Source organism: Pseudomonas sp. AM4(2022) (genome assembly GCF_036346515.1).
In the GTDB taxonomy this organism is placed as follows: domain Bacteria; phylum Pseudomonadota; class Gammaproteobacteria; order Pseudomonadales; family Pseudomonadaceae; genus Aquipseudomonas; species Aquipseudomonas paracarnis.
Genome location: NZ_JAOTNW010000005.1, coordinates 283,156 through 308,532, shown reverse-complemented (window position 1 = coordinate 308,532; position 25,377 = coordinate 283,156). Strand labels below are relative to the sequence as shown.

General features: G+C 62.3%; 23 protein-coding genes. 17 read left to right on the top strand and 6 right to left on the bottom strand.

The annotated features are described in order from the left end of the window. Positions 1 to 43 precede the first annotated feature (43 nt). From ODQ19_RS09690 to cueR, 3 genes are all read left to right on the top strand, one after another. Entirely contained in the window at positions 44 to 424 is a 381-nt protein-coding gene (locus ODQ19_RS09690; RefSeq protein WP_330209905.1) for a hypothetical protein, read from the top strand. A 66-nt stretch (positions 425 to 490) separates the two neighbouring features. Beyond that, on the top strand, positions 491 to 2,692 hold the full coding sequence (locus ODQ19_RS09685) for a heavy metal translocating P-type ATPase (RefSeq protein WP_330209904.1): 2,202 nt from the start codon (positions 491 to 493) through the stop codon (positions 2,690 to 2,692). Further along, on the top strand, positions 2,689 to 3,090 hold the full coding sequence (gene cueR / locus ODQ19_RS09680) for a Cu(I)-responsive transcriptional regulator (protein WP_330209903.1): 402 nt from the start codon (positions 2,689 to 2,691) through the stop codon (positions 3,088 to 3,090). The genes ODQ19_RS09685 and cueR overlap by 4 nt, the downstream gene beginning before the upstream one ends. Before the next feature lie 139 nt (positions 3,091 to 3,229). Here cueR and ODQ19_RS09675 read toward each other — a convergent pair whose 3' ends face one another. Together ODQ19_RS09675 and ODQ19_RS09670 are read right to left on the bottom strand one after the other, a co-directional pair. Further along, positions 3,230 to 4,129 (bottom strand): PA4780 family RIO1-like protein kinase, encoded by a 900-nt coding sequence (locus ODQ19_RS09675; protein WP_014716761.1) that lies wholly within the window; start codon positions 4,127 to 4,129, stop codon positions 3,230 to 3,232. Between the two features lie 134 nt (positions 4,130 to 4,263). Beyond that, positions 4,264 to 5,541 (bottom strand): acetyl-CoA C-acetyltransferase, encoded by a 1,278-nt coding sequence (locus tag ODQ19_RS09670; protein ID WP_330209902.1) that lies wholly within the window; start codon positions 5,539 to 5,541, stop codon positions 4,264 to 4,266. Between the two features lie 113 nt (positions 5,542 to 5,654). On the opposite strand from ODQ19_RS09670, the gene ODQ19_RS09665 reads away from it, so the two are divergent. From ODQ19_RS09665 to ODQ19_RS09645, 4 genes are all read left to right on the top strand, one after another. Further along, positions 5,655 to 7,007, top strand: coding sequence for a 3-oxoacyl-ACP reductase (locus ODQ19_RS09665; RefSeq protein WP_330209901.1), 1,353 nt, complete (start codon positions 5,655 to 5,657; stop codon positions 7,005 to 7,007). A gap of 2 nt (positions 7,008 to 7,009) precedes the next feature. Next, positions 7,010 to 7,858, top strand: a complete 849-nt coding sequence (locus tag ODQ19_RS09660; protein WP_330209900.1) for a MaoC family dehydratase — start codon at positions 7,010 to 7,012, stop codon at positions 7,856 to 7,858. Between the two features lie 301 nt (positions 7,859 to 8,159). After that, positions 8,160 to 10,004, top strand: coding sequence for a collagen-like triple helix repeat-containing protein (locus ODQ19_RS09650; RefSeq protein WP_442962732.1), 1,845 nt, complete (start codon positions 8,160 to 8,162; stop codon positions 10,002 to 10,004). A 186-nt stretch (positions 10,005 to 10,190) separates the two neighbouring features. Further along, positions 10,191 to 11,873 (top strand): ShlB/FhaC/HecB family hemolysin secretion/activation protein, encoded by a 1,683-nt coding sequence (locus tag ODQ19_RS09645; protein ID WP_330209897.1) that lies wholly within the window; start codon positions 10,191 to 10,193, stop codon positions 11,871 to 11,873. Between the two features lie 314 nt (positions 11,874 to 12,187). Here the strand turns inward: ODQ19_RS09645 and ODQ19_RS09640 are convergent, their stop codons facing one another. Both ODQ19_RS09640 and ODQ19_RS09635 read right to left on the bottom strand, forming a co-directional pair. Beyond that, positions 12,188 to 12,592, bottom strand: coding sequence for a response regulator (locus tag ODQ19_RS09640; protein WP_330209896.1), 405 nt, complete (start codon positions 12,590 to 12,592; stop codon positions 12,188 to 12,190). Positions 12,593 to 12,645: 53 nt separating this feature from the next. Beyond that, the gene (locus ODQ19_RS09635) at positions 12,646 to 12,843 is read right to left on the bottom strand and encodes a Flp family type IVb pilin (RefSeq protein ID WP_330209895.1); all 198 of its coding nucleotides are present in this window, start codon (positions 12,841 to 12,843) and stop codon (positions 12,646 to 12,648) included. Positions 12,844 to 13,180: 337 nt separating this feature from the next. Between ODQ19_RS09635 and cpaB the strand changes: the two genes are divergently transcribed. From cpaB to ODQ19_RS09595, 8 genes are read left to right on the top strand one after another with little or no spacing between them, the layout of a single operon-like run. Continuing rightward, positions 13,181 to 14,125 (top strand): Flp pilus assembly protein CpaB, encoded by a 945-nt coding sequence (gene cpaB, locus ODQ19_RS09630; RefSeq protein WP_330209894.1) that lies wholly within the window; start codon positions 13,181 to 13,183, stop codon positions 14,123 to 14,125. 19 nt (positions 14,126 to 14,144) lie between these two features. After that, complete coding sequence (locus tag ODQ19_RS09625; protein WP_054896411.1) at positions 14,145 to 15,350, top strand: type II and III secretion system protein family protein; 1,206 nt, start codon at positions 14,145 to 14,147, stop codon at positions 15,348 to 15,350. After that, entirely contained in the window at positions 15,347 to 16,540 is a 1,194-nt protein-coding gene (locus ODQ19_RS09620) for an AAA family ATPase (protein ID WP_330209893.1), read from the top strand. Before ODQ19_RS09625 ends, ODQ19_RS09620 begins: the two co-directional genes overlap by 4 nt. After that, complete coding sequence (locus ODQ19_RS09615) at positions 16,537 to 17,808, top strand: CpaF family protein (protein ID WP_116666857.1); 1,272 nt, start codon at positions 16,537 to 16,539, stop codon at positions 17,806 to 17,808. The genes ODQ19_RS09620 and ODQ19_RS09615 overlap by 4 nt, the downstream gene beginning before the upstream one ends. Before the next feature lie 9 nt (positions 17,809 to 17,817). Then, positions 17,818 to 18,699 carry a type II secretion system F family protein gene (locus ODQ19_RS09610; protein WP_330209892.1) on the top strand — a complete coding sequence of 294 codons (882 nt, stop codon included), beginning with the start codon at positions 17,818 to 17,820 and terminating at the stop codon, positions 18,697 to 18,699. 1 nt (position 18,700) lies between these two features. After that, complete coding sequence (locus ODQ19_RS09605) at positions 18,701 to 19,588, top strand: type II secretion system F family protein (protein ID WP_330209891.1); 888 nt, start codon at positions 18,701 to 18,703, stop codon at positions 19,586 to 19,588. Positions 19,589 to 19,598: 10 nt separating this feature from the next. Beyond that, entirely contained in the window at positions 19,599 to 20,324 is a 726-nt protein-coding gene (locus ODQ19_RS09600) for a tetratricopeptide repeat protein (protein WP_116666854.1), read from the top strand. A gap of 10 nt (positions 20,325 to 20,334) precedes the next feature. Further along, positions 20,335 to 20,604 (top strand): DUF3613 domain-containing protein, encoded by a 270-nt coding sequence (locus ODQ19_RS09595; protein WP_330209890.1) that lies wholly within the window; start codon positions 20,335 to 20,337, stop codon positions 20,602 to 20,604. A 115-nt stretch (positions 20,605 to 20,719) separates the two neighbouring features. On the opposite strand, the gene ODQ19_RS09590 is transcribed toward ODQ19_RS09595, so the two are convergent. Then, positions 20,720 to 21,505, bottom strand: a complete 786-nt coding sequence (locus tag ODQ19_RS09590) for a response regulator transcription factor (protein ID WP_116666852.1) — start codon at positions 21,503 to 21,505, stop codon at positions 20,720 to 20,722. A gap of 71 nt (positions 21,506 to 21,576) precedes the next feature. Then, positions 21,577 to 22,080 (bottom strand): prepilin peptidase, encoded by a 504-nt coding sequence (locus ODQ19_RS09585; protein WP_330209889.1) that lies wholly within the window; start codon positions 22,078 to 22,080, stop codon positions 21,577 to 21,579. Positions 22,081 to 22,151: 71 nt separating this feature from the next. Between ODQ19_RS09585 and ODQ19_RS09580 the strand changes: the two genes are divergently transcribed. Further along, a complete protein-coding gene (locus ODQ19_RS09580) occupies positions 22,152 to 22,595 on the top strand; it encodes a TadE/TadG family type IV pilus assembly protein (protein ID WP_116666850.1) in 444 nt (147 codons plus the stop codon). Further along, positions 22,592 to 25,342, top strand: coding sequence for a PAS domain-containing protein (locus ODQ19_RS09575; protein ID WP_330209888.1), 2,751 nt, complete (start codon positions 22,592 to 22,594; stop codon positions 25,340 to 25,342). Before ODQ19_RS09580 ends, ODQ19_RS09575 begins: the two co-directional genes overlap by 4 nt. Positions 25,343 to 25,377 lie beyond the last annotated feature (35 nt).

Below are 25,377 nucleotides of genomic sequence, written 5' to 3'. Positions count from 1 at the left end.
CCAAGCTTCAACCTTCCTAGCTGTGAACCACGGAGCATTCGCCATGCGCTGGTCGTTTTTTGCCCTTGCCGGCCTGATGAGCTTGCCTGCCGCTGCGCCCCAGGCCCTGGCAGCTGAAGATTATGCGGTGCTGATTATTTCCCGCGAACGCCTGGAAGTGCCGACCCACTGCGAGATCGGCCTGTATATCCAGGACCAACTGGCCGGGCGTCTGTTCCAGGAACAGGCCACCTCCTTCAACCTTCCCCCTGGCGATGTGTCGTTGCGCCTGAAAGTGTTGCCGAGCCAGGCCCCCGGCTGTCTGCCAGGCATGCTCGCGCCACCCGCGCAGAACATCACCTTGAAAGCCGGTGACGTACGCAAATTACGCATTGCCCTGGGCCCGGACGGTATGTACCTCAAAGCCGCGGCATTGGAATACTGAAGGGGCTTGACCTTCCCCACAGGTTAAGGTTGATCCTAGTGGCAACTTCTTCTGGAGGACTGCCCCATGAATGGATCCACCACCTTTGACCTGCCCATCGGCGGCATGACCTGTGCCAGCTGTGCCGGGCGGGTCGAACGCGCGCTGGGCAAAGTGCCGGGCGTGCAGCGTGTCAGCGTCAACCTGGCCAATGAGCGCGCGCACATCGAAGTACAGGGCCAGATGGACCCCAGCGTGCTGATCGCCGCTGTCGACAAAGCCGGTTACACCGCCACCCTACCCCAAAGCGAAACCGCCACCGACGCCGATCAAGCCCGACGCCTGCGCCGCGAGCGCTGGTCGCTGGTGGCGGGCATTCTGCTGGCGTTGCCCTTGGTGCTGCCGATGCTGGTAGAACCCTTCGGCCTGCACTGGATGCTCCCCGCCTGGATACAGTTTGCCCTGGCCACGCCGGTGCAATTCATCCTGGGTGCGCGCTTCTATATCGCCGCCTGGAAAGCCGTGCGCGCCGGCGCCGGCAATATGGACCTGCTGGTGGCGATCGGTACCAGTGCCGGCTACGGCTTGAGTATCTATGAATGGCTCACCGCCGCCCCAGGCGTGACGCCGCACCTGTACTTCGAAGCCTCGGCGGTGGTGATCGCTCTGGTGCTGCTGGGCAAATACCTGGAAAGCCGCGCCAAACGCCAGACTGCCAGCGCCATCCGCGCCCTTGAAGCCTTGCGGCCGGAACGTGCGATTCGCGTGCAGGACGGCCGTGAAGAAGACGTCGCCATCAGTGCGTTGAAGCACGGCGATCTGGTGCTGGTCAAACCCGGCGAACGCTTCCCGGTGGACGGTGAGGTGGTGGAAGGCCAGAGCCATGCCGATGAGGCGCTGATCAGTGGCGAAAGCCTGCCGGTGCCCAAACAACCCGGCGACGCGGTCACCGGTGGCGCCATCAACGGTGAAGGCCGCCTGCTGGTGCGCACCCTGGCCCTGGGCGCGGAAAGCGTGCTGGCGCGCATCATCCGCCTGGTCGAAGACGCCCAGGCCGCCAAGGCGCCGATCCAGAAACTGGTAGATAAAGTCAGCCAAGTGTTCGTGCCGGCCGTGCTGGTATTGGCACTGATTACCGTAGTGGGCTGGTGGCTGTATGGCGCCTCCCTGGAAACCGCCATCATCAATGCGGTCGCCGTATTGGTGATCGCCTGCCCTTGTGCCTTGGGCCTGGCCACGCCGACCGCGATCATGGCCGGCACCGGCGTCGCCGCACGCCACGGCATCCTGATCAAGGACGCCGAAGCCCTGGAGCGCGCCCATGCCGTGAGTGCCGTGGTGTTCGACAAAACCGGCACCCTCACCTCCGGCGCGCCCAACATTGCCCACTTGGCGGCCGTGGATGGCAACGAAGCCCTGTTGTTGCAACAGGCCGGCGCCCTGCAACGCGGCAGTGAGCACCCACTGGCCAAGGCCGTGCTGGATGCTTGCCGCGAAAAAGGCTTGGACGTGGCCGATGTGAGCGCCAGCCAATCCCTGACCGGGCGCGGCATTGCCGGTACGCTCGACGGTCGTCCATTGGCGCTGGGCAATCGTCGCTTGCTGGAAGAGACCGGCCTGGACGCAGGCGATTTAGGCCCGCGCGCCAAGGAATGGGAAGCCGAAGGCCGCACCTTGTCCTGGCTGATCGAGCAAGGTGCGCAGCCCCGCGTGCTGGGGCTGTTTGCCTTTGGCGACACGCTCAAACCCGGCGCGTTACAGGCCGTGCAACAACTCAAGGCGCAGCACATCAGCAGCCACCTGATCACCGGCGATAACCACGGCAGTGCGCGGGTGGTGGCCGAGGCCTTGGGCATCGACGATGTGCATGCCGAGGTACTGCCCGCCTATAAAGCCGCTGCCGTGGCCGAGCTGAAAAAAACCGGCGTGGTGGCCATGGTCGGTGACGGCATCAACGATGCGCCGGCCCTGGCCGCTGCCGATATCGGCATCGCCATGGGCGGCGGGACCGACGTGGCCATGCACGCCGCCGGTATCACCTTGATGCGTGGCGACCCGCGGCTGGTGCCGGCCGCCCTGGAGATCAGCCGCAAGACCTACGCGAAAATTCGACAGAATCTGTTCTGGGCCTTTGTGTATAACTTGATCGGCATTCCCCTGGCCGCCTTCGGCCTGCTCAACCCGGTACTGGCTGGCGCTGCCATGGCCTTATCCAGCGTCAGCGTGGTGAGTAACGCCCTGTTGTTGAAAACCTGGAAACCCAAGGACTTGGAGGATCAACGCCCATGAACATCGGCCAAGCCGCCCGCACCAGCGGGCTAAGCGCGAAGATGATTCGCTACTACGAATCCATTGGCCTGCTGAAAACCGCCCACCGCACCGAAAGCGGCTACCGGGTGTACGGCCACGACGACCTGCACACCCTGACGTTCATCAAGCGCTCGCGGGACCTGGGGTTTTCACTGGAAGAAGTCGGCAAGTTGCTGACCCTGTGGGAAGACCGCCAGCGAGCGAGCGCCGACGTAAAAGCCTTGGCGCGCCAGCACATCGACGAGCTCAATCACAAGATTCGCGAGCTGGGGCAACTGCGCGATACCTTGCAGGACCTGATGGAGCACTGCCAGGGCGATCATCGGCCCGATTGCCCGATCCTCAAGGAATTGGCAGCGGGCAACTGCTGCGCCTGACCGGATAAACACAAAACCCAATGTGGGAGCTGGCTCTTGTGGCGAGGGAGCTTGCTCCCGCTGGGGTGCGAAGCGCCCCCCAAAAAAGCCAGCACCCGCTACGCGGGTGAACGGGAGCAAGCTCCCTCGCCACAGTGAGTTACTGCATCCAAGGCGGCGGCGGTGGCTCGTCCGGCACTTTGCTCGGTGGCGCATCGTCCGCCGCGCGAATCGCCTGGCGACGCTCTTCATCCAGCCGCGCCGCTTCGATTTCGCGGATCACACCGCCCACATCCGCCAGTTCTTCCGGTTCGTCAAACTCACCGGTCAATACACTGGCCGGGTGCAAAGTGCCGGCTTCGTACAGCGCCCACATTTCCTTGGCGTACTTGGTCTTCTTCAACTCCGGGGCAAAACGCCCGAAGTAGGAAGCCATGTTGCCCACGTCGCGCTCCAGCATGCTGAACGCGTGGTTGTTGCCCGCCGCATCCACCGCCTGGGGCAGGTCGATGATCACCGGGCCCGTAGGCGTGAGCAGTACGTTGAACTCGGACAGGTCACCGTGCACCAGGCCGGTGCACAGCATCAGCACGATCTGGGAGATCAGGAAGGCGTGGTATTCGCGCGCCTGGTCCGGCTCCAGCACTACGTCATTCAGACGCGGCGCCGCATCGCCGTACTCGTCGGCCACCAGTTCCATCAACAGCACGCCTTCGAGAAAGTCGAACGGCTGGGGCACACGAACGCCCGCACCGGCCAGGCGGAACAACGCCGCCACTTCCGCGTTCTGCCAGGCATCTTCGGTTTCTTTCTTGCCGAACTTGGAGCCCTTGGCCATGGCTCGCGCCTGGCGGCTGTTACGGACCTTACGGCCTTCCTGGTATTCGGATGCCTGACGAAAACTTCGTTTATTCGCCTCCTTGTAAACCTTGGCGCAACGCAATTCATTGCCGCAGCGCACCACATAAACAGCTGCTTCTTTACCACTCATCAGAGGGCGCAGCACTTCGTCGACCAGACCGTCTTCGATCAGGGGTTCAATGCGTTTAGGAGTCTTCATCAGCTTTTATTGTGGGTCCTGTATTACCAAACACGCGTGTGGCACTCGTTATACGGCAATCGGCTCGCCGGGGGGAGAGGCTACTGACCTCTGACCCCTTCAGAATGCATTCAATGGGCCAACTTTTTCGCCGATCAGCGTTCGATAATCGCCGTCACGCCTTGACCACCGGCGGCACAGATGGAAATCAACCCACGGCCCTTGCCCGCCGCATCCAATAATTTAGCCAAGTTGGCGACGATCCGCCCACCGGTGGCGGCAAACGGATGGCCCGCCGCCAGGGAACTGCCCTTGACGTTAAGCCGACTGCGGTCGATAGACCCCAGCGGCGCGTCCAGGCCCAGGCGGCTCTTGCAATAGTCGGCGTCTTCCCAGGCCTTGAGCGTGCACAACACTTGGGCGGCGAAGGCTTCGTGGATCTCGTAGTAATCAAAGTCCTGCAAGGTCAGGCCGTTGCGCGCCAGCAAGCGGGGTACTGCATACACCGGCGCCATCAGCAGGCCCTCGGCGCCGTGGACGAAATCCACCGCCGCTGCTTCGCCATCGCGCAGGTAAGCCAGGATCGGCAGGCCGCGCTCCTTGGCCCACGCCTCGCTGCCCAGCAGCACCAGAGAGGCACCATCGGTCAGCGGTGTGGAGTTGCCCGCGGTGAGCGTGCCCTTTTCGCTGCGCTCGAAGGCCGGCTTGAGGCTGGCGAGCTTTTCCAGGGTCAGGTCGGGGCGCAGGTTGTTGTCGCGGGTAAGGCCGAGAAAGGGCGTGAGCAAATCGTTGTGCCAGCCTTCGGCGTAGGCCGCCGCCATCTTCTGGTGGCTCTCCAGCGCAAGCTGGTCCTGCTCGGCGCGGGGGATCTGCCAGGTCTGGGCCATCAGTTCGCAGTGCTGGCCCATGGACAAACCGGTACGCGGTTCGCCGTTACGCGGCAGTTGCGGCTTGAGGTGATGAGGACGAAGTTGTAACAGGAGTTTTAATTTATCTCCCAGGGATTTGCTGCGGTTGGCTTGCAGCAGGATCTTGCGCAGCCCTTCATTCACGCCAATCGGTGCATCCGACGTGGTGTCCACCCCGCCGGCAATGCCGCACTCGATCTGGCCCAGAGCAATTTTATTGGCCACCAGCAGCGCCGCCTCAAGCCCGGTGCCGCAGGCTTGCTGAATGTCGTACGCAGGGGTTTGCGGTGACAGGCGCGAGCCGAGCACACATTCACGCGTCAGGTTGAAATCACGGGAATGCTTGAGCACCGCGCCGGCGGCCACCTCGCCCATCCGCAGGCCGTGCAGGTTGTAGCGTTCGATCAGGCCCTCCAGCGCGGCAGTCAGCATCGCCTGGTTACTCGCCGTGGCGTAGGGGCCATTGGAACGGGCGAAAGGAATGCGGTTACCGCCAATGATCGCTACACGGCGCAATTGAGTCATGGAAAGCTCCCTTGTGGTGGTGGGTGGAATCATCAAGCCTAGCCTAGGCTCAATCGAACGACTGCCACCCCAGGGTGGTCAACCTTTGAACCCCAGCCTTCGGAGAGCGTTCCATGTCTGACCGTTATATCGACTTCGCCAACTCAAGCCTCGGCCATCGCCTGGTCGCCGCCATTGGCCTGCCGTCACCGGTACGCCTGGAACGCTGGCAAGCCGGACGCCTGCGCCCGGTCGAAGGCGCACTGCTGCTGGGCGGTGGCGCACTGGCGACCCAGGTGCTGGCGTTTGCCAACCGACTCACCGACGCCGTCTACAGCTACGGCGCCGAGGCCTCGACAGCGCCCGCGTGGATTCCAGGGCACGGCCCCAAGCTCAAGGCGGTGGTGTTCGACGCCAGCGGTTTGCAGCAAGCCGACCAGCTCAAGCAGCTGCGCGAATTCTTCCAACCACTGCTTAAAAACCTCGACCACAGTGCCCACTTGGTGATCCTTGGCCGGGCGCCGGAAAGCCTCAGCGATCCGTTCGCCGCCAGCGCCCAGCGCGCCCTGGAAGGGTTCAGCCGTTCCCTGGCCAAGGAGCTGCGCAGCGGTGGCGTGCTGCAGTTGCTCTACGTGGGCGACGGCGCTGAAGACCAGTTGGAAGGCGCGCTGCGGTTTTTCCTCTCGCCCAAGAGCGCTTACATCTCGGGCCAGGTCATTCGCCTGGCAGCTTGCGATACCCCGGTGCAAGACTGGACGCGCCCGCTGGCCGGGCGCAAGGCATTGGTTACCGGCGCCGCTCGAGGCATCGGTGCCTCCATCGCCGAAACCCTGGCCCGCGACGGCGCCGAGGTCATTCTGCTCGATGTGCCCCAGGCCAAGGCTGACCTCGAAGCCCTGGCCGCACGCCTGAATGCGCGCACGGTGGTGCTGGACATCTGCGCCGAAGATGCCGCACGCCAACTGATCGAACACCTGCCAGACGGGCTCGACATCCTGGTGCACAACGCCGGCATCACCCGCGACAAAACCCTGGCCAACATGACCCCGGAATACTGGGACGCCGTGCTGGCGGTCAACCTCAAGGCACCGCAACTGCTGACCAAGGCCCTGCTCGACAGCGGCACCCTGCAAAACAACGCCCGGGTAGTGTTGCTGGCCTCCATCAGTGGCATCGCCGGCAATCGTGGGCAAACCAACTATGCCGCGAGCAAGGCCGGGCTCATCGGCCTGGCTCAAGCCTGGGCGCCGCTGCTGAAGGAACGTGGGATCAGCATTAACGCCGTTGCGCCTGGGTTTATTGAAACCCAGATGACCGCGCATATCCCCTTCGCCCTGCGGGAGGCCGGGCGCCGCATGAGTTCCCTGGGCCAAGGTGGCTTGCCCCAGGACGTGGCCGAAGCCGTCGCCTGGCTGAGCCAGCCGGGCTCCGGTGCGGTCAGCGGCCAGGCGCTGCGGGTGTGTGGGCAAAGTCTTTTGGGAGCGTAAGCATGCAATGGCAAACGTTGGACAGCACCCCGTCTCTACTGCCGCTGTATTGGCGCGCGGCGCTCAAGCGCAAGATCACCGGCAGCACATTGCCCGAACGTGGGTTGCGCTGCCGGATGAGTGTCAATCCCCGCGCCGTTGCGGCGTACCGCAAGGTATGCGGTTTTGCTGACAGCCCGATGCTGCCCGCGACTTATCCGCATATCCTCGCGTTCGGCCTGCAACTGCAACTGCTGACGGACAAGACCTTTCCATTTCCGCTGCTGGGGTTGATCCACCTGCGCAATCGCATCCGTATTCATCGGCCGTTGGGTGGGGTGGGTGACGTGAGCGTCGGTGTCTATGCACGCAATCTCAGCCCCCATCCCAAAGGGGCCACCTTTGACATCGTCACCGTTGTAGAGGATGCCCTTGGACTCTTGTGGGAAGCCGAAAGCCAAATGTTATGCCGGGGCGTGAAGCTGGAAGGCGAAGCCCTGGAGAGCGGATTGCAAACCCCAGACACGCTCACCGAATTGACGCGCTGGAAAGCGCCCACTGACATAGGCCGCCGCTACGCCCGAGTGTCCGGCGACTACAACCCCATCCACCTCAGTGCGCCTACCGCCAAGCTGTTCGGTTTTCCCCAGGCCATCGCCCACGGGTTGTGGAACAAGGCGCGCACCCTCGCGGCGCTGGCAGAACAACTGCCGGCCGCGAATATTGAAATCGACGTCGAGTTCATGAAGCCGGTGCGGCTGCCCAGTGAAGTGATATTGATGAGCAGCGCGGCCGGTTCCAGCGGGGCGTTGGAACTCAAAGGCGCTGGGGATATACAACATATGCTGGGGAAGTGGCAGCCGATTGCGTGAGAAACTCTGATTAATTGTATATATACACCCTAAGTTATAGCGGACCTTACGAGGTCCGCCTTTATTTACAACGCCTTGATTTTAATCATCTAAATATCCTGCAACATCCATCCATTACACCTTTGGCATTAGTCATTAAGCCGACTGTTGCCGGGTGTATATAAATCGTTAATACCAAGTTGAGCATTGCGTGAAAGAGTGCCCTGGCCTGAGATAGCCACACGGACAAACCTATCGTTATCCAAAGAAGTAACGAAAGTTTGAAACAACCAAGGTTGTACCAGGTGCAAGGAACTCAATCATGAAAACTCAAGTCGTGTTTTGGAAAGCAAGTACCGCGCTGGCCCTCGTTCTGGCAATGAGCCTGGGCGGCTGCAGCAGCGGTGGTGGCGGGCATAAATCAAGCGTGGCGGCGTCATCGCCGGATGCTGGTGCAGGTGCCGGAGGCGGCACAGGTGGAGGTACTGGTGGCGGTGATGGCGGCACGGGCGGTGGTACCGGTGGTGGCACAGGCGGCGGTGACGGCGGAACTGGTGGTGGTACCGGTGGTGGCACGGGCGGTGGTGACGGCGGAACTGGCGGTGGCACGGGTGGCGGCACCGGTGGTGGTACTGGCGGTGGCACTGGCGGTGGCACTGGCGGTGGCACTGGCGGTGGCACTGGCGGTGGCACTGGCGGCGGCACTGGCGGCGGCACTGGCGGTGGCACTGGCGGTGGCACGGGTGGTGGCACGGGTGGTGGCACTGGTGGCGGCACTGGTGGTGGTACTGGCGGCGGCACTGGTGGTGGTACTGGCGGCGGCACTGGTGGTGGTACCGGCGGCGGCACTGGTTCGACAACCACCCCACTGGTCACCGGCCAGATCGCCGGCACCCTTGGCACCACAGTCGGCAATGTCGGCACAGCGGTCGGTAACCTGGGTTCGACGTTGAATGGCGTCCCCATCGTCGGCGCAACCGCTGGCGGCCTGGTCACCTCGGCAGGCACCGCTGTTAACAGCATCGGCACTGGCGTAACCGCCGGCTTGGGCTCACTGGGCACCAACACCAACTCCCTGGGCACCACGGTGGCAGGCGTAGGTAATGGGGTGGCCGATTTGGGCGGCGGCCTCTCGACCACCGGCCAATCACTGTCAACCACCCTCGGGGGAATCCCCGTCGTCGGCGGTGTGACAGGCGGAGTAGGCACTGCGGTAGGTGGCGTTGTGGATAAAGTAGGCACCACCGTCACCATGCTCGGCGATACCCTCAGCACGGCCAGCACCACGGGCCCACTGGGTTCGTTGACCAACACCCTGGGCAGCAAAGTCGTGGTGCCTGTGGTGTCGCTGGTGGAAAACACCACCGGCAACCTGGGCAACGCAACCGGCCTGGGCGCTCCACTCAATGGCGTACTGGATAAAGTCGGTTCGGCTGTCACTGGTCTGGGGACTCAAGTCGCCAGCACCGGCGGCACGGGCAACCCGGTCACCGGTATTGTCGGCACCGTGCTCACTGGCGTCGGCGGTACACTGGATAAATCGGGTGGTTATGTGGCCCCAACCGGTGGCACCTCGGCTCCCGGCATTCCAGAGCTGGTGGGTGGCCTGGTGGCTAACGTAGGTACCGGCCTGAACGTGGGCAACACCAACGGCACCGTCAGTGCAGCGGGTGTGACCGGTGGTGCGGTCGGCGGCACCGTTGCGTCGCTGGGCACTGTGCTGGGTGGCACAGGTGTAGCAAACACCGCAGCTACCGCACCGGTCGCCACCGTGGCGGCCAATGTCGGCGCAGCGCTCAACCCTGTGACCAGCGGCGTCACCAACCTGACGCAAACCATCGGCACGACTACCGGTGTGGGTGCTCCGGTGAATGGTTTGGTCACTCAAGTCGGCGGCGCTGTGAGCAGCGTGGGCACTAACTTGACGGCAGCTAATGCCAACCCGATCACCAACGCGGTAGGCACCACCGTCACAGCGGTCGGCGGCACCGTCGCCTCGGTGGGGGGCCTGGTGACCGGCGGCACCACTGGCGGCACCAGCGGTGGCTTGCTCGGTGGCCTGAATATCGGCACCACCGCCACAGCAACCGGCACGGCCACAACCACAGGCGGCACTCCGGCCACTGGCGGTCTGGGCGGTTTGTTGAACGGCCTGACCGGCAAATAGAAATGCACCTGGCCGATTAGACGGCCTCCCCTACAGCGCCTACGCTTGGTTGAGACGAGAGACCTTTAATAAGTCTCTCGTCTTTTTTATGGGCGGCGACACGCTTTATCAATCGCCACCCTCCCGAACCGAGTCCCAGAACCCGGCGGGCCCGAAGCGCTGCTGCAGTTGACCATGGAGTGTCCTATGCGCGTGTTGACGCCGTTGTTATTGCTCACCCTCAGTGCCTACGTCCAGGCCGAGACCCTTCCCAGCTTTCTTAACAGCAACGACACTGTCCGCACCCTGCCGGTGCCCAACCTGCCCGCCGACGCCTACCGACCACCCTCGTCGAAAACCCAGGTACCTGAAGCGCCACCGACTGCCGGTCAGCCGCTGTTGATGGACACCAAGGTCACTATTCGAAAATTGCAGATCGAAGGCGGAACGGTCTACCCGCTCGCCGAGACGGCACAGGTGTATGCGCCGTTGATTGGACGGGAAACCAACCTCGCCCAACTGATTGAAGCGACCCGTGGCATCACCCGCCGTTATCAGGAGGATGGCTACCTGCTGTCCTACGCGTTCCTGCCGCAACAGAATTTCGAAAACGGCCTGGTCCGCGTGGTACTGGTGGAGGGCTACATCAAGGACTATCAACAAACCGGCGACATCGGTTCGGTGTCGGCCTACGTCGATAAACTCGCGCAGAAGCTCCTGGCTGAGCGCCCGCTGACCCGCAAGACCTTCGAGCGCTACACCACATTGATGAGCCGCATCCCCGGGCTCAGCGTACAGGCGCAAGTGCCCCCACCGGGCACCACCGATGGCGCCACGCACATGCAGATCCAGGCCAGCCGCAAACCTTTCACCACCAGCATGAGCCTGGTGCAGAAAAGCCGTGGCGGCACGCAAGCGTTGCTGAGCGCCACCAGCAATTCCCAGACGTCCATGGGCGAGCAGCTCAGCGTCAGCGGCCTGTTCCCACCCGGCGAGGACAAAGAGCATTACTACCGCGTGGACTACAACCAATTCATCAACGCCGAGGGCACCCAACTGGCGCTCGCCGCCGAACGCTATCGCGCCGACCCCAACAGCAGCGTGCAACTGGACGGCGGTTTCGAACTCAAGCCGCACCAGTCCATCGACCGCTACTCCATTGGCCTGAGCCACCCGTTCATCGCCTCCCCCACCGAGTCACTCACCCTGGGCACGCGCCTGTACGCGGTCGACCAGACCACGCGCTATAAACTGGTGGGCTACCCGCTGCGTTTCGACATCGAATCCAACCTGCGCGCCCTGGCCTTCGAAGGCGATTGGCGCAAGGCCGACGCGCAACGCCTGCGCATTATCAGTGGTGGCCTGTACCAGGGCATAGACGGCTTGGGCGCCAAGGCCCGCAGCGACCTGGGCGTGGCCAAACCGGACCTCGACTTCTTCCGCCTGCGCCTTTCCGGCGTGCAAAGCGATAAGTTCTTCGACAACTGGCAAGGCGTGCTGTCCGGTGCGCTGTACTGGAGCGACAACACCCTGCCCGACAGCGAACGTGTGACCTTCGGCGGGCAGAATTTCGGCCGTGGCTACCCGGACGACCAAGGCTCGGGCGACAAGGGCTGGGGGGTGGCGTACGAGGTCAACTACAGCTTCAACCGCACCGGCAACTGGGTGAAGATCCTGCAACCCTACGTCGTAGTCGACCGCGCCAAATCCTGGTTCAACGACCTGCCGGTCAAGGCCAACGACATGTCCTCGGCGGCGGTGGGTCTACGCTTTGGCGACAAGAAGTACTACAACATCGCGCTGGAGGCGGCCAAGCCAATGTCGGATATCGCCCTGGACAGCTTTAACCGCAGGCCGCGGTATACGCTGAGTTTCAGTTATCAATTGTGATGAGGGCACCTGTAATCAATGTGGGAGCTGGCTTGCTCGCGAAGGCGGTGTTTCAGTCAATGAGTCTTTAACTGAACCACCGCTATCGCAGGCAAGCCAGCTCCCACAAGGGTCTGTGTTGCTCACAGAATCAGTGCCCGACACAGATCCCTGCGGCCTGACAGCCGAACGAAACCTCTCTACCTGAGCCCCCGCGATCAAACGGTGGGAGCGGGCTTGCTCGCGAAGGCGGTGTGTCAGTCAATGAATCTTTAACTGAACCACCGCTATCGCAGGCAAGCCAGCTCCCACATTTAATAAGCGGTGCCGGTCCGTTACCGACCAGGTTTAGAGAGGGGAAACAGGCTATTGAGGGTATCGAGCAAGCGCGCCAGGTAGATCGGCTTGCGAAACAAGTCCAGCACCTGCAAGCGCAGCATATCGCTGACATCGTCCATTTCTGCATGGCCAGACATCACGATCACAGGCAAATGCGAGCGTGAGGTATGTTCGCGCAGGCGTTTGATCAAGGAGATACCGCTTTCCTCGGGCATGCGCAGATCGGTGATGACCAGGGCGATATCAGGGTGAAGTGTCAATTCTTGCAAGGCGAAGGTGACGGAGGTCGCAGTAAAACAGACGAATCCCTCGTTTTCGAGGGATTCGGCTAACTCCACCAGCGCATCCTCTTCGTCGTCCACCAATAGGATTTGTTGGCGGGATGACGAGAGGGGGCTCATGGGCATTACCTGATAAATAAGACCACCTAGAGAACAACCGAAAACATCGACGGTTAGGCCGGCGGCGTCAATGCAACGACTACCTTATCTAAAACGCCCTTGATTTTTTCGCCAAGCCCAGTGCCAACACCCACTATCACCAACGCAACTATCGCGACAATAATCACATATTCAATAGCCGACGCCCCCTCTCTACGGCGCAGGAATAACTGAGCGTGAACGTAAAATTTCAAGAACAGGTCAAGGATCATGTTGAGATCTCCTTCATGCGCCACAAAGCGCCGATACAGCTGGCCCGCACAATGATTGCCGTGTGCCACTAGAGCATTGTCAACAAATTTAACACTCACAACTGTAAGAATGAATTAATCATAAAGTATTAGTCGCCTCATGCGCCCTGTAAGTCCGTTGTTTAAAGGCCCGATTCTAAAAACATCGATAAATTTTTCATTCGGTAATGGCATTTCGTCCTAGCTGAGCTACCTTCAAATAGCCAAATCGTTAGTTGTTCATCACAGCCCAGTTGCGAATTTAACTCGTTTGGATTAACGGGAATAAAAGCAGTGCAACAGGATAGGGAGAGCCGTCATGAACAGTCGCATCAGCATGGTCCTGGCTGGCTTGCTGCTTATCGGAGCCTTGGTTGCAGGGTATTGGGGCCTGGTGCTGAGTCGTCCGCCTGCACCCGCCGTAGCACCCTCGCCAGAACCTGTCATTTCCGTTGAAAAAACCGTTGCTGTTGTAGAAGACCAGACCCGCCAGCCCGTCGTCGTGCTGGTGCACGCGGTTGCGCCTTTTGTGCCCCTCACCGCTGCCGATGTAACTGTGGAAAAGCTGCGCACCGTGCCGGCTGGCAGCCTGACCAGCGTCGACCAGGCCATCGGCCGTACGCCCTTGCGGGCCCTGGGTGCCGGCACCTGGCTCAATGATGAAAGCTTCACCGCCGGTGGCCCCCTGGCCCGCATGATTCGTGCAAATGAACGCGCGCTGGCCGTCGCCGTCGATGAGGTCATCGGTGCCGGTGGGCAACTGAGCCCCGGCGATTACGTCGATGTCTTGCTGTTCTTGCGCCAGGACAATGCCAATGCCGAGCAATCGGCGCAGGTGGTCATCCCGGCGATTCGCCTGCTCAGCGTCGGCGACCAGTTGGGACTGGCCAACGACGGCACCCCGGCCGTACCGCCACCCGCCACCGCCGAAGAACGCGCCCAGGCCGCCCAACGTCGCACCGCTGCGCGCAGTGTGGTGCTGGCGGTGCCCGAACCGTTGCTGAGTCGGCTGATGCTCGCCTCCCAAGCCGGCACGCTGCGCCTGGCCGTGCGCAGTGCCGACGAACAATTGCTCAGCCGCTACTGGGCTGGCGAAAGCGACACCCCGGACAAGGTGCAAAGCGCCAATCGCGACCTCTACCAATTCACCCAATTGGCCCTCAGCGGCCCGCCGAAAAAAATCACCCCCGCAGTTGCCGACACCGGCCAGCGTCGGGGCGTCGAAGTGATTCGCGGCGCGGCGGCGGCACAACCTACCCCCTGATTGAACAAGGATGCCTTGAATGAGCCAACGCTACGCTCAATTGGCCTTGGCCTTGATGCTGCCGTGCCTGCCCCTGGGCATGGCGATGGGCGCATCGGGCAGCTGCAACGCCCTGGGCCAACTGCCCGCTGTGATCGAGGTGGGCGAAGGCTTGCAGACTGAGCTGCAATCGCCGGTAGCGATTACGCGCTTGGCTATCGGCGACCCGAAAATCGCCGATGTGCGGGTCAACGGCGACCGCCACTTCCTGCTCACCGGCGTTGGCAGCGGAGCCACCAGCCTGATGGTGTGGACCGGCTGCTCGACCACGCCGCGCCAGAGCATGGTGTTCGTCAAAGGCAAGGCCACCTCGGCGCTGACCAGCCAATCGCTGTCGCCCTCCGAAGACCCGACGCTGCCCAGCCAGGTGCAGACCGATATCCGCTTCGTCGAAGTCAGCCGCACCAAACTCAAGGAAGCCAGCACCAAGATCCTCGGCATGGGTAAAAACTTCTTCCTCGGCAGCCCCGACTTGCTGTCCCCGTCAGAGGGCATCTTCAAATTGCCGGTGAGCGCCGACAACTTCAACATCGGGTTTGGCGGTGGCCGGGTCAAGGCACTGATCAACGCCCTGGAAAGCAGCGGCTTCGCCTATACCCTGGCGCGCCCGAGCCTGGTGGCCATGAGCGGCCAGAGCGCGACCTTCCTGGCCGGCGGCGAAGTGCCGATCCCGGTGCCCTCTGCCGGCAGCGATACCATCACCATTGAGTACAAGGAATTCGGCATTCGCCTGACGCTGACGCCCACGGTCATCGACCACAACCGCATCGCCCTGAAAGTCGCCCCGGAAGTCAGCGAGCTGGATTACAACAATGCAATCCGCATCGAAGGCATTCAAGTGCCGGCCCTGACCGTGCGACGTACCGACACCAGCGTGTCACTGGCCGATGGCGAAAGCTTCGTGATCAGCGGCCTGATCAGCAGTACCAACCGCTCCACCATCGCCAAGCTTCCGGGCCTGGGCGATATCCCGATCCTTGGTGCGTTTTTCCGCGACTCCAATATCCAGAGCGAAGAGAAAGAGCTGCTGATGATTGTCACGCCGCACCTCGTCCAGCCACTGGCCGCCAATGCGCAGCTGCCGTCGCTGCCCGGCGAAAAACTGCGCACCTATGACCCGAACTGGTTCCGCCTGTTCTTCCTGGAAAACGGCAACTTCGACCGTCGCAGTGGACTTTCCCAATGAGCGATAGCCTGAGCCAGACCTTCCTGGCAATCACCCGCAACAGCACCGACCTGGAATGGCTCCAGGGCGCGCTGGCACCCCTTGGCCAAGTGATCAGCGTGGGCGGCGGCAGCCTGGATGAATTGCTGGCACTGGTGGACGTGACCTTCGCCAACCTGGTGTTCGTGGGTCTGGACCGTGAACACCTGGTGGCCCAGAGCGCCTTGATCGAAGGCGCCCTGGAAGCCAAGCCGATGTTGGCGGTGGTGGCCTTGGGCGACGGCATGGACAACCAGTTGGTACTCAACGCCATGCGTGCCGGTGCGCGGGATTTTGTCGCCTATGGTTCACGCTCCAGCGAAGTGGCCGGGCTGGTGCGGCGCCTGAGCAAGCGCTTGCCGCCCACCGCGCCGAACGCCCATCTTGGCGGCCTCACCGTACTCTACGGTGCCCAGGGCAATACCGATGGCGCCCTGCTGGCGAGCCACCTGGCGATGGTGGTGCAAAAGAGTGGCCAGCAGACGCTGATGCTCGATCTTGGCCTGCCCAGGGGTGACAGCCTGGCGCTGCTGGGCCTGGACAGCACCTTCAATTTCGGCGACGCCTTGCGCCACCTGCGCCGCCTAGACGCCACGCTGATCAACAGCGCGTTCACCAGCACCGACGACGGCCTGCGGATCCTTGCCTACGCCGCCAGCGATGAACCCTTGGAAATAACCAGCGCCGCCGAGCTGTACATGTTGCTCAGCGCCTTGCGCCAGCACTTCCAGCACATCGTGGTCAACCTCACCGGGCAAGCGGACAGCGAAGCCCTGCGCACCTTTGTCAGCCACTGCGACAAGCTGCTGTGGTGCACCGACCAGGGCGTGCTCGACTGTCGGCGCAACCTGGCGGTGCTGAACCTGTGGCGCGAAAAAGGCATGAAGCTCGACCATGCCAAGCTGCTCGTCGATCGCTACGTCAAAGGCTGTGCCCCCGACACCGAAGCCCTGGAAAAAAGCTTCGGCCTGGAGTGCATCGCCGTGCTGCCCTTGAGCCCCGAAGTGCGCCTGAACGCCAAGAACCAGGGGCAAAGCCTGTTCACCCTGGCCCCCCGCGAAGCCTTGACCCAAGCCCTGCGCCACCTGGGCGAGCGTCTGGCCAAACGCTCCGAAGGCCTGGATAAACCTTCGACACGCTGGTTCGAACGCCTGCTGGGGGCGAGTCGATGAACGGCGAAAAACTCTTCGGCGCCCCGGCCCGTGGAAGCGCCGCGCACAACGACCACGACGGCCTGAAACTGGTGCTGCATCGCTACATCATTGATGCCATCGAAGAGTCGGGCCAGAACCTGCTGGAAGGCTCGCGCCAATCCCTGGCGCAATTTGTCATCGACAAAGTGGCCGAATACATCACGCGCATGCACCTGGCCATCTCGCGCTATGAGATGGAGCGCCTGGCCGAGGAAATCGTCGATGAGCTGACCGGCTTCGGCCCGCTGGAAGTGCTGCTGCGCGATGTGTCGATCACCGAGATCCTGGTCAACGGCCCACACCGGGTGTTTATCGAGCGTGACGGAGTACTCCACCAGAGCGATCTGCGTTTTATCGACGCGCACCATGTCGAGCGCGTGATGCAGCGCATTCTCGCGCCCCTTGGAAGGCGCCTGGATGAGTCGTCGCCGATGGTCGATGCGCGCTTGCCGGATGGCAGCCGGGTCAATGCGATCATCCCGCCGATTGCCCTGGACGGCCCCTGCCTGTCGATCCGTAAGTTTCGCAAGGACATGCTCAAGAGCAGCGACCTGGTGGCGATGCAGACCATCGACCACAACATCTTCGAGTTCTTCCAGGAAGCGGTGGGCAAGCGCTGCAACATCCTCATCAGTGGCGGCACCGGCACCGGCAAGACCACGCTGCTCAATATCCTCAGCCAATTGATCAACCCCCACGAACGCCTGGTCACCATCGAAGACGTGGCCGAGCTGCAACTGGGCCACCCCCATGTGGTGCGCCTGGAAACCCGCCCGCCCAATGCCGAGGGGCATGGCGAGGTCAAGGCCAGCGACCTGATTCGCAACGCCCTGCGGATGCGCCCCGACCGCATCATCCTTGGCGAGATCCGTGGCGTCGAAGTGCTCGACGTGATGACGGCCATGAACACCGGCCATGACGGTTCCATGAGCACCGTGCACGCCAACAATGCCCAGGACGCGTTGCTGCGCCTGGAAACCCTGGTGGGTCTGACCGGCCGTGTGGTGGCGGAGAAAACCCTGCGGCAGATGATCTGCGCCGCACTGGATGTGGTGATCCAACTGACGCGCCTGCCCGATGGGCGCCGTTGCGTCAGCGAGGTGGTGGAAGTAGTGGGCGTGCGCGATGACGTGTATGTCACCAACACCCTGTTCCGCCTCGACCGCCGTACCGGTTTTGGCTTCCTGCGCGAAGCGCTCAACCCGGCCGGCGACAAGCTGCGGCGTGAATCGGCATTGCCGTTGTAGAGAGGGCTCATGACCGGACTTGTCTTGCTGCTCATTTGTATCCTGCTGATCAGCCTGTCCGTCTGGCTGTTCCAGCGAGGGCTGCGCCAGGCCGGTACCGATCGGGTGTTGGAGCGCCTCTCCGATGGCCAGCCGGTAGCCCAGGAGCCGAACGGCAGCTGGGTCGCGCTGGAGCGCATGTTCCAGCGCGCCGGCCTGGGCAAGCCCACCGATCGCCTGGGGTTGTGGCTGAGTAGCTGGGCGGTGGGTATGTTGCTGGGTTACTTGCTGGCCGGCGGGCTGGGCCTGTTGGTGATGCTGATCATGCCGCCGCTGCTGCTGCGTGTGTTTATCGCCTGGCGCTACCAACGGCGAGTGCAGCGCATGATCGAACAATTACCCCAACTACTGGACCACAGCGTGCGCAGCCTCAAGTCTGGGCGCACCCTGGCGGACGCTGTGCTGGGCGCGATTGACAGCACCGAAGCGCCGCTCAAACAGGCGATGAGCCGCATCCAGCGTAACGTGCAAATGGGCGTGAGCCTGCCGGAGTCGGTCAGCGACTTTGCCGAGTTTTACGAACGCGATGAGTTCCGCCTGTTTGCCCTGGGCCTGAAGGTCAACCACCGCTACGGCGGCAACGCCAGCGAACTGCTGGAAAACCTGATCAAGATGATCCGCGAGCGCGAACAGGGTGCGCGCCAACTCAAGGCCATGACTGGCGAAACGCGCATGACCGCCTATGTGCTGGCGGGCTTGCCTATCGTCATGGTCGGCTACTTCCTGATGGTCAACCCGGGCTACCTGATGAGCATGTGGAATGACGGTACCGGGCGCTACCTGCTGCTGGCCGCAGTGGCGCTCGACATCACGGGCACCTTCGTCATGTGGCGCATGTTGCGGAGTATTTGAGATGGCCATCCTGATCTGCATCCTGTTGTCGCTCGCCGCCGTCGCCTTGATCGTCGGCAACCTGCTGGAGCAAAGGCGCCGTCAACGCCTGGTCAGTCAACGCCTGCAAGGCCAACTGACCCGCGAGGACAAGCTTGGCAGCCTGATGCGCCAATTGGGCGCCAGCGCTGTAGCCCAGCGCTCCGTCAGCCTGGACAACGAAACCCAGACCCTGCTCAACCGCGTCGGCTGGCGCAAAGCCAACCAGCGCTCCATGTTTGCCGCTTTCCAGATCGGCGTGCCCATCGTGCTGCTGGGCTTGACCCTGCTCGGCCAGCAACTGCTGTTTCCCCATGCCGGCTCACCCTGGATTGCCCCGGCAATTGCCCTGGGCATCGGTTACCTGCTGCCCAAACGCATCCTGGCCCTCAGCGCGAAATACCGCCAGGAGCGCATCGCTCGAGAAATTTCCACCTTCATTCCGTTGCTGCGCATCCTGTTCGAATCCGGCATGGCGGTTGAGCAATCGCTGCGGGTGTTGAGCACCGAAGCCCAGCGCCTGCTGCCAGACCTGACCCGTGAACTGCGCCTGGTCTTGGTAAGGGTCGACTCAGGCCTGGAACTGTCCGAAGAACTGGGCAAGACCGCACGCCTGCTGGCCGTGGATGAGTTCACCGACACCTGCATCATCCTTCAGCAGTTGATCCACCAAGGCGGCGGCGCGATGAAATCCTTGCTGGCCCTCAAGCAGTTGCTCGACGACCGCCGCCTGACCCGCCTGCAGGAATACATCTCGAAGATGTCCGCGAAGATGTCCGTGGTGATGATGGTGTTCCTGTTTCCCGCCTTGCTGATCGTGCTGGGGGGGCCGGCCATGATCGCCATCTCCCGAGCCTTGAATAACTTTTGAGGAGCCTGCCATGAAACCACTGATCGTCGCCTTGAGCCTGCTGATGCTGGGCGGTTGTGCCAGCAATGGCCAGGTCCCGTGGGCCGGGTTGCTGGCACCGGGCAGTTGCCCCAAGCCCAGCTCGGACCAGGAGCTGTCGCTGAACCTGGCCGATGACATGGCCAACGAAGGCAAGCTGCACGCCAGCCTCGCCAACCTGCAGAACCTGCCCAGCGCTCTGCCCCAGGTTCGTCAACGCCAGGCCCGTGCCTATCGCTTGCTAGGCCGTCCTGACGCCGAGCCGTTGTACCGCAGCCTGCTGGGCACCTGCCTGGCCGCCGACGGTGAGCACGGCCTGGGGCAACTGGCGTCGGCCAAGGGCGACAATGGCCAGGCCATGGCTCACCTGCAACGTGCGGCACGACTGGCGCCTACCGACGAAAAAATCCGCAATGACCTGGGCGTGGTGTACCTCGACCAACGGCGCCTGGACGACGCACGCTTTGAGTTCATGACCGCCATCGAGCTCAAGCAGAGCGATCAATTGGCGGCGGTCAACCTGGTGACCCTGCTGATCTATCAGGACAACTGGGAGCAAGCGGCGAAAGTGGTCGGCCAACTCGGCTTGAGTCCCGATCAGGTGACTCGGGCCCAGGCACGGGCGCAACACCTCAAGGACGCTGGCACGGCACCGCAGCGTCCAGTCAAGGATCAGGTAGCGGCGGTCAGCGACACGCTGCCGGCCTCTGTGAAATAGGGAGTCAATGATGAAATTCCTCCACCTCGCTGGCCTTGCCTGCCTGGCCCTACCCCTCCTCGCTTCGGCCATCGAAGCGGGGCCGTCTTCACCCCGGCAGGCAGAAACGGAAAACTGGATGGCGCTGCAACTGAGCGGCCGCGCAGCCTCGGCCAACCCGCAAAAAACCACGCCGGCAGAACGCGAACAAGCGCTCAAGCGCTGGCTGGACAGCAACAAGCACCCGATTCCGGAGTTTTTTGATCAGAAAGTAGGCGGCACTGCGCAGGGCGGCAAATAACCCCTGTAGGAGCGAGCTTGCTCGCGAAGAACGTCAACGATAACGCGTGCATCCTGGGGTAACGCGGTGTCTTGGCGTTTTTCGCGAGCAAGCTCGCTCCTACCGTAGGGCGGTGCTAGTGCGCCGTCACCCGCTGGCGCATCGCCGAGTTGTTCGGTGACAACGCCAGCGCCAACTGCGTGCGGTTGTGCATATGGGTCAGGCGCAATACCTGGGACACATACAGCTTGACCGTGTTCTCGGTAATCCCCAATTCACAGGCAATCTGATAGTTGGTCTGACCCTTGCCCACCAGGCGTGCCACGTCCAACTGGCGCGGTGACAGCTGATTGAAAATCGCCGGAATCTCCAACGAACCGGCCTCATCGGTCGATGGGGCCCCGTCATGGTCCTGGGGCGTCGGGTTACGGCGCACCTTGTCCAAGTCCATATACAAGTCGTTGATGGATTCGGACAGGTACTGCAACTTCTGGTTGAGCGTGCCCAACTGCAGGTCTTTCTGCCGCTCCTCCAATGCCGCTTCCTGGCGCTTGAGGCCCTCGAGCAATTCATCGAGGTTGATCGGCTTCTGGTAGTAATCGGCGATGCCCGCACGCAGCGCCTTGATCACATCCTGCTTGTCGGCGCGACCGGTGAGCATGATCGCTTCGAACGCACGATGTTTACCGGCGATCCGCTGCAGCGCCTGGACCAGTTCGATGCCGTCCATGTCCGGCATATGCAGGTCACACAGCACTAAACCAATCTGAAGGTCTTCGCCAAAACGCTGAACAGCTTGCTGGCTGGACTCGCACGGGACACAACGGTACCCGCTGCTTTCAAGAAATTCACAGAGCTCCTCTACGATTAATGGTTGATCGTCGACTACGAGCACTTTTACTGCAGACGTAAGCTTGTTCACGCGCTACTCCATGCCTGGCAAGCCAAATGATGACCTATCCCTTCTGACGAAAATTCCTACACAACTACTCATTAAACGTAGACGTACTTTCCGACTATGTACATAGCATTAATCAACTCGTGCGACTGATGGATCCAAAGCCAGCTGCCGGCAAAACCTGTCAAAACGAAGGGAGCAAAAGGCTGCTTTGTTGACACCTGCGCCTTACCCTCGACACGGCACGAGCTAAGCCATTGATGCATAAGTGTCCAGGCCACCATGGCGATGCCGGCACCGATCAACGACCCCAGCAGGTACTCGATATTGGAGGCCAGCCCCAAGGCGGCTAGCAACTTCACATCCCCCGCGCCAAAGCGGCCCAACGCATAGCCCGGCAAGGTCAGCACCAGCGCCAAAGCCAAGGCCAGGCCACCCTCGCTACGGGGCGCGCCCAGCCAGGTCGACCCCGCCCACAGCAGGTAGATCAACGCCAGCAGCCCGACGCCCAGGGTCAGCGTATTGGCAATTTGGCGCTGGCGAATATCCTGCACGGTACATACGCCCAACCACAGCACAATCACTAGCGTCTGGATCACGTAAAAAACATCCCTTTTGGCTGAATGATTCTATGCTGATATCAAGTACTCGCCTCAGGGTAGACGCAGTCATGAAATCGAGCCTCCCGAGAAAGCAAAAAGGTGCTGCGGCGATCGAGTTTGCCTTGGTCTTCGTGATTTTTTTTGCGGTGTTCTACGGCATGCTCAGCTACAGCTTGCCGCTGCTGTTGATGCAGTCATTTCACCAAGCAGCCGCCGAAGGGGTACGCCGCAGTGTGTCCCTGGACCCAATCACTGCGGGTTCAGGCTATTCGGCCCTGGTTGTGCAACGCGCCAAGGAGGCGACTCAGGCCCAGTTGAACTGGATTCCCAGTTCCTTGAATTTCTTGCCCGGCTATATCACCGCCACCTACACCAATAATTTGCTGACGGTGAAGATCACCTACCCCTCGGCCAATATCAAAGCGGTCTTGCCGGCCCTGGTATTGCCCGGGGTGGGCACCGTACCGAACCTGCCCACCCACCTCACTGCTACCTCGAGCCTTCAGTTTTGACGACGGGGGATAAATTGTTCGCACGCCTGCGCGGGCGCACCAGCGCCCTGGCCTTGGACGCGCCAGCAACACCCGCGCCGGGCCTGCAAGTGCAATTGGACAACCTGGGGCGGGTGCTGAACATCTCAGGCACCTTGAGGCCTTTGCTTGCCCAGCATCTTGCCAACGCGCCCAACCCACCATTGCAGATCTTGCTGTGTGCCGACAGCGCGCGGAGTGTCGAGGGCACGCCGCAGGAGTGGCAACGACACGGCCTGGACCTCGACTTCCAGGGCGCTGCCGGCCAAGTCCTGCATACCCGCGGCTGGATCGAGCCGGAGGGCGACGGCTGGGCCCTGCACCTGCTGGACATCACTGACCTGCTGGCCGACCGGTTACGGGTGCAGCAACGCGAGCAGAACCACCAACTCGCCGCCCTGATGAGCGAACAGCTGCGCGTGTGCAGCCTCAACCGCCTGCCCCAGGTGTTCAGCGAACACCTGCGCAGCGTGGCCCAGCGCTGGCGCATCCCTTGCGTCGCCATGGCACTGCTCGACGAAGATGACCAGGGCTGGCGCATCTACAGCCAATACACCGCCCACGACGCCCCGGCCTTATGGCAAACCGGGCAGCACCTGGGCACCAGCCTGGACAGCATCAACGGCAACACGCCACTGAGCCTGGACGTTGCCCAGGGCCGCAGCGACAACCCGCGCTTGCACAGTGTATTTGGCAATGCCGACGGCTTCCTGGTGCCGTACCGCGACAGCCATGGCGCCGCCGCGTGGCTGCTGTGTGGTTTTTATAACGGCCAGGCATCCCACACCGGCGAGCGTGACTGGCTGAACCTGTGCGCAGCACTCGCCGCGCCGCTGCTGGGCCGCCTGCGCGAACAGCGTCACTACCAGCAACTGGAACGGGTAGAAGCCCTGCAAGGCCTGCTCGGCACTGGCTGGTGGGAACTGTTGCCCGCCACCCAGGAGATCCAACTGGCGCCACAATTGCTGCGCAACCTGAGCCTGGACGAAGGCCCCACCCGCCAACCTCTCGGCACCTGGCTCGAACTTATCCACCCCGCCGACCGCCAGGCCCTCAACAGCCGCCTGCAAGACCTGCAGGCCCTGGGCAAGCCACTGCTGACCAGCGTGCGCCTGCAACGCACCGAGTCCGAGCAGTCGCCCCTGTGGTACCGCATACAAGGCCAAGTGCTGGGCGCCGGCAATGAACGGCGCTGGATCGGCTTCATGCTCGACATCAGCGACATCCAGAACCAGCAACTGCAAGCAGCCGCCGCCCATGCGCGCCTGGACAACCTGATCGCCAGCTCACCGGCCGTCATCTATGTGCAGCGCTACGTCAACGGCGCGCTGCACCCGGCGTTTTTCAGCGCCAGCCTGTTGCCGCTGTTGGGCTGGACCTTGGCCGATTGCAACCACGACACCCTGGCGGCGCTGATCCACCCCGACGACCGAGAACGCTACTTCGAACGCACCCGCCAACTGCTGCGCGAAGGCAACGTGCGCAGCCGCTACCGCCTGCGCGACAAACAAGGCCACTACCACTGGCTGCTCGACGAAGCCAAGCTTTTGCGCGACGACCTCGGCCTGCCGGTGGAAGCCGTGGGCCTGTGGCTGGACGTCACCGAGGCGACCCTGGCTGCCGAACAGGTGCGCCAGAGCGAGGAGCGCTATCGCATCCTGGTGGAAGACTCGCCAGCGATGATCTGTCGCTACCGCCCCGACCTGATCCTCACCTTCGGCAACACGCCGCTGGCCAATTACCTGGAGTGTCGGCCCGAGCAACTGCCAGGCATCGACCTGGGCCAGTGGCTGTCGGATGAACAACGCGCCGCCTTTGTACAGCGCATCCAGCAACTGACCCCCGAATTCCCGGTGAGCACGGCGGAAATCAGCCTGCAACTGCCCGGGCGCGAACATGCCTGGTGGGTGTGGTCGGACCGTGGCGTCTTCGATGAACAAGGCGCCCTGATCGAAGTGCAGGCCGTGGGCCGTGACAACACCGAAGTGCGCCGCTCCCAGCAGCAACTGACCCAAAGCGCGAAAATGGCCACCCTCGGCGAAATGGCCACCGGCCTGGCCCATGAGATCAACCAACCGCTGAACGTGATGCACATGGCCGTCGTCAACGTGCTCAAGCGCCTGGGCAATGGCGATGTGCAAATCGACTACCTCACGGAAAAACTCCAGCGCATCGACGCCCAGGTGCAACGCGCGGCACGGGTGGTCGACCATATGCGCGTGTTCGGCCGCCGCTCGGAAATCGAGCAGCAACCGTTCGACCCGGCGCAGGCACTGGAGGGCACTCTGTCCCTGCTCAGCGAAGGCTTGCGCGGCAAAGGTGTGGACGTGCGCATCAGCCCTGCGGACTTCTCGGTGCAGGTCAAAGGCTATGTCGACCAGTTGGAACAGGTGCTGATCAACCTGATGGTCAACGCCCGCGACGCATTACTCAGCCAGCGAGAAAAAGACCCTGCCCTGCGCCCCTGGATTGCCCTGCACAGCGAGCACGACAGCCGCCATGTGCGTATCTGGGTCGAAGACAACGCCGGCGGGATAGACCCGCGCTTGCTGGAGCGGATTTTCGAGCCGTTCTTTACCACCAAACCGATAGGCGTGGGTACCGGACTGGGGCTCTCGGTGAGCTATGGGATTGTGGAAAATATGGGTGGGCGCCTGAGTGTCAGCAATGGCGAGGCTGGTGCGAAATTCTGCGTCGAGTTGCCCATCGCGCAGAACTCAATCCGCTAACCACGATGCGAAGCGAGCCGCTCTTGGTCTTAAGC

What these genes read in the sequence shown, in the direction of transcription:
- ODQ19_RS09660 (WP_330209900.1), top strand. Translation starts at nt 7,010, where the DNA reads ATGCAATGGCAAACGTTGGACAGCACCCCGTCTCTACTGCCGCTGTAT.
- ODQ19_RS09685 (WP_330209904.1), top strand. Translation starts at nt 491, where the DNA reads ATGAATGGATCCACCACCTTTGACCTGCCCATCGGCGGCATGACCTGT.
- ODQ19_RS09610 (WP_330209892.1), top strand. Translation starts at nt 17,818, where the DNA reads ATGACCGGACTTGTCTTGCTGCTCATTTGTATCCTGCTGATCAGCCTG.
- ODQ19_RS09595 (WP_330209890.1), top strand. Translation starts at nt 20,335, where the DNA reads ATGAAATTCCTCCACCTCGCTGGCCTTGCCTGCCTGGCCCTACCCCTC.
- ODQ19_RS09625 (WP_054896411.1), top strand. Translation starts at nt 14,145, where the DNA reads ATGAGCCAACGCTACGCTCAATTGGCCTTGGCCTTGATGCTGCCGTGC.
- ODQ19_RS09605 (WP_330209891.1), top strand. Translation starts at nt 18,701, where the DNA reads ATGGCCATCCTGATCTGCATCCTGTTGTCGCTCGCCGCCGTCGCCTTG.
- ODQ19_RS09675 (WP_014716761.1), bottom strand. Translation starts at nt 4,129, where the DNA reads ATGAAGACTCCTAAACGCATTGAACCCCTGATCGAAGACGGTCTGGTC.
- ODQ19_RS09665 (WP_330209901.1), top strand. Translation starts at nt 5,655, where the DNA reads ATGTCTGACCGTTATATCGACTTCGCCAACTCAAGCCTCGGCCATCGC.
- ODQ19_RS09645 (WP_330209897.1), top strand. Translation starts at nt 10,191, where the DNA reads ATGCGCGTGTTGACGCCGTTGTTATTGCTCACCCTCAGTGCCTACGTC.
- ODQ19_RS09615 (WP_116666857.1), top strand. Translation starts at nt 16,537, where the DNA reads ATGAACGGCGAAAAACTCTTCGGCGCCCCGGCCCGTGGAAGCGCCGCG.
- ODQ19_RS09635 (WP_330209895.1), bottom strand. Translation starts at nt 12,843, where the DNA reads ATGATCCTTGACCTGTTCTTGAAATTTTACGTTCACGCTCAGTTATTC.
- cpaB (WP_330209894.1), top strand. Translation starts at nt 13,181, where the DNA reads ATGAACAGTCGCATCAGCATGGTCCTGGCTGGCTTGCTGCTTATCGGA.
- ODQ19_RS09620 (WP_330209893.1), top strand. Translation starts at nt 15,347, where the DNA reads ATGAGCGATAGCCTGAGCCAGACCTTCCTGGCAATCACCCGCAACAGC.
- ODQ19_RS09650 (WP_442962732.1), top strand. Translation starts at nt 8,160, where the DNA reads ATGAAAACTCAAGTCGTGTTTTGGAAAGCAAGTACCGCGCTGGCCCTC.
- cueR (WP_330209903.1), top strand. Translation starts at nt 2,689, where the DNA reads ATGAACATCGGCCAAGCCGCCCGCACCAGCGGGCTAAGCGCGAAGATG.
- ODQ19_RS09670 (WP_330209902.1), bottom strand. Translation starts at nt 5,541, where the DNA reads ATGACTCAATTGCGCCGTGTAGCGATCATTGGCGGTAACCGCATTCCT.
- ODQ19_RS09690 (WP_330209905.1), top strand. Translation starts at nt 44, where the DNA reads ATGCGCTGGTCGTTTTTTGCCCTTGCCGGCCTGATGAGCTTGCCTGCC.
- ODQ19_RS09640 (WP_330209896.1), bottom strand. Translation starts at nt 12,592, where the DNA reads ATGAGCCCCCTCTCGTCATCCCGCCAACAAATCCTATTGGTGGACGAC.
- ODQ19_RS09600 (WP_116666854.1), top strand. Translation starts at nt 19,599, where the DNA reads ATGAAACCACTGATCGTCGCCTTGAGCCTGCTGATGCTGGGCGGTTGT.
- ODQ19_RS09580 (WP_116666850.1), top strand. Translation starts at nt 22,152, where the DNA reads ATGAAATCGAGCCTCCCGAGAAAGCAAAAAGGTGCTGCGGCGATCGAG.